Source organism: Defluviimonas sp. D31, assembly GCF_033436765.1.
Classification (GTDB): domain Bacteria; phylum Pseudomonadota; class Alphaproteobacteria; order Rhodobacterales; family Rhodobacteraceae; genus Albidovulum.
In genome coordinates this window covers 1-2,386 of the sequence record NZ_JAWQFN010000054.1, presented here as the reverse complement: position 1 = coordinate 2,386, position 2,386 = coordinate 1, and the positions used below count along the sequence as shown (strand labels likewise).

At 56.2% G+C, this 2,386-nt stretch carries 4 protein-coding genes; 2 read left to right on the top strand and 2 right to left on the bottom strand.

The genetic code is table 11. The annotated features are described in order from the left end of the window. Positions 1-367 precede the first annotated feature (367 nt). Both R5H32_RS20810 and R5H32_RS21025 read left to right on the top strand, forming a co-directional pair. Positions 368-763, top strand: a complete 396-nt coding sequence (locus tag R5H32_RS20810; RefSeq protein ID WP_318340548.1) for a cupin domain-containing protein — start codon at positions 368-370, stop codon at positions 761-763. Between the two features lie 104 nt (positions 764-867). Beyond that, positions 868-1,191 carry a DUF1330 domain-containing protein gene (locus R5H32_RS21025; RefSeq protein ID WP_412099052.1) on the top strand — a complete coding sequence of 108 codons (324 nt, stop codon included), beginning with the start codon at positions 868-870 and terminating at the stop codon, positions 1,189-1,191. A 109-nt stretch (positions 1,192-1,300) separates the two neighbouring features. Here R5H32_RS21025 and R5H32_RS20805 read toward each other — a convergent pair whose 3' ends face one another. Further along, the gene (locus tag R5H32_RS20805; RefSeq protein WP_318340547.1) at positions 1,301-2,140 is read right to left on the bottom strand and encodes a VOC family protein; all 840 of its coding nucleotides are present in this window, start codon (positions 2,138-2,140) and stop codon (positions 1,301-1,303) included. Between the two features lie 31 nt (positions 2,141-2,171). Continuing rightward, a partial coding sequence (locus R5H32_RS20800) for a hypothetical protein (protein ID WP_318340546.1) occupies positions 2,172-2,386 on the bottom strand: 215 nt, incomplete at its 5' end.

Sequence of the window (2,386 nt, the reverse complement as noted above, 5' to 3'; positions counted from 1 at the left end):
TCCCCGCCTTCAGCTCGTTGCCTAAGGCGAAAGATGCGGAATATTACTCCGCGACAGTCAGAACATCCGACCGTTTCCGCTGTCCATTTTGTCTCCGGGATTCACAGTGGGGACCTTCAGTGGTCGGAAGCGGTCGTTGGGCGAACTGGGGATGAACGACGGCAGTGAGCACAAAGCGGACATTCGTGCGCCTTGCCGCGAGAGGTGATAGAGTTCGCATAAGAGCTCTGCGTGGGACGTCCCTGTGCTCAATTCGCGGAGAAGAGCACATGGCGATCTCTTTTCCAGCATCGCAAAGACAATGGGACTTTTCTTGGCCGGGTCGAATACTGCAGCCCGGTTCTGTCTGCATAAGGGGAGTATTGCCGTGGACCTCATCGATCACAACAATCAAGCCCAAATTGACTGGCGTCCCGGAGTTTCGACGCGCATGCGTATTTCTGCCCTGACTGGCGCTTCTGCCCTTTCGATTTTTGAGCAGTGGTGCGTGCCAGGGCTTGGGGCCCCGACTCATTGGCACCCGGTCGAAGAAGTCCTGACAGTGCTATCGGGTCAAGCGGAGATCTGGATTGAAGGTGAACAGGTTAAGGCGAGCGCGGGTCACTCGGCAGTGATACCCGCAAGGAGACGCCACGGTTTCCGCAATATTGGAGATGGCGAACTGCATATGTTTGCAGTCCTCGCTTCACCCGTATTCGAAGCACATTTCGACGACAACGAGGGCGCTATACGTCGCTGGATACCGGACGCTGGGGGAATTTGATTCCGCTCGAGCACTCATGATGACCGCTTCGAGCTCAATTCACACATTTCCAAATTGTCGGACATGCGACGTCTATGTAGGCTCCGCACCATCGAACCAACCGAATGGGATGCCCGATGTCCGCCTTTCTAATCGCCGACGAAATCATCACGGACCCCGACGTCTTTGAGGATTACAAGCGTGCAGTTCTTCCACTGATAACCAAGTTCGGTGGGCGCTTTCTGTCACGCGGTGGCGATTTGGAAGTACTGGAAGACGGGAATGGTTGGTCTCCGGGGCGTATGGTGATAATCGAGTTTCCAAGCATGGCGGCGCTTCGGGACTGGTATCAATGCGCTGAGTACGCTCAGGTTAGGGACATTCGGCTTCGCTCCGCAACAAGTACACTGGTAGCCCTGGATGCAGGCTCTGCCGTGCCAGGGAGCTGAATGTCGTTGCGTAGAGCCCTAATGGGAGGCGCACGGTCCGCTTTGTCCGCAAAGCAGGCCAACACCGTTTGCTACCACCCCCTACTTTTGATTCAATCTTCACTACACATCAGGCCGTGAAGGCGAGAGCTAAACCGAAGGCACGTTCCGGCGGCAGCACCAGGCGGCTCCCTACTTCGACGAGCGTGCGTTTCCTTAGCGGTTCCAAAGATGCGCAATTGATTGTCAGTCCTGCAAGGTGAGGGCCGTCATGCGGGTGCGGCGGAGGCACGCCGAACGCGCTCTGAAAGGCAAGACCAGTTGCTAACGTGATCCTGCCGCTGTTCGTGTCGAAATCCACTTTATCGGCACTTCTTCGTCCGTCTATTCCCGTGAAGGTCGCGAAGTGCCCGGCAAGATCGAGCGCGCCGGGTCCCGAAATCCACACATCGCGGACCGACAAGGCGGTGTTCTCATGGGCAAGATACTGCGGCTGTTCGTAATAGTCGGGCCGAAAATGCTGGCAGACGAAATGACCGAGCCATGGTGCCGCCGGCGAATATGTGAATGCCAGCACGAAACCGACGCACGTTTCCGTGCCGTCAGGGAGTTCTGCCATACGAGAAAACTCGAATGGACGGTATGTCGGAAGTCCACGGGACTGCCATAAGAGCTGGTTTGCAGCTGCGTCTTGCGATCCGAGAACGACCATCGAGAACCCCTCGTGGCGCGCAAGATAATCTCGGTTGAAGGCGGAAAACGAAAAGCTGTCGACGCCATGTTCGACAACGTCTTCAGGTCGCGTCAATGCTAGCAACTCGAGGTAGTTGCCGTGTAGTTGGATGATGGTGTTTCCTGTGCCGAACGGGTGTTGGCCGCGCGGTGCCAGTGTGAAGCCAAGTTCTTCATAGCATGTTCGCATCGCGTCAAGATCATGCCCAGCGAGAACAAGGTGGTTAATGCCATCCACGTCTTTCTCCCCCTAAGGTGGTTCGATCCTCTCACGCTACCAGAACCGAGGAGATCTGAGATGCATGGATTGAACTCACGTAGATGAGTTGTAGTTTTCGCCGTTCACCCTGACTTAGGGTTTGGCGAATGAATGCTTCGTCCGCATGTAGGACATCGAAGCAGCGCGCAGCGAAGGGCCGGTTCGGATCTTGACCGAATTGGCCTGTTTCAATGACCGCTTCCGGGAAGTCGTGCCGCAGCGCGG

What these genes read in the sequence shown, in the direction of transcription:
- R5H32_RS21025 (WP_412099052.1), top strand. Translation starts at nt 868, where the DNA reads ATGGGATGCCCGATGTCCGCCTTTCTAATCGCCGACGAAATCATCACG.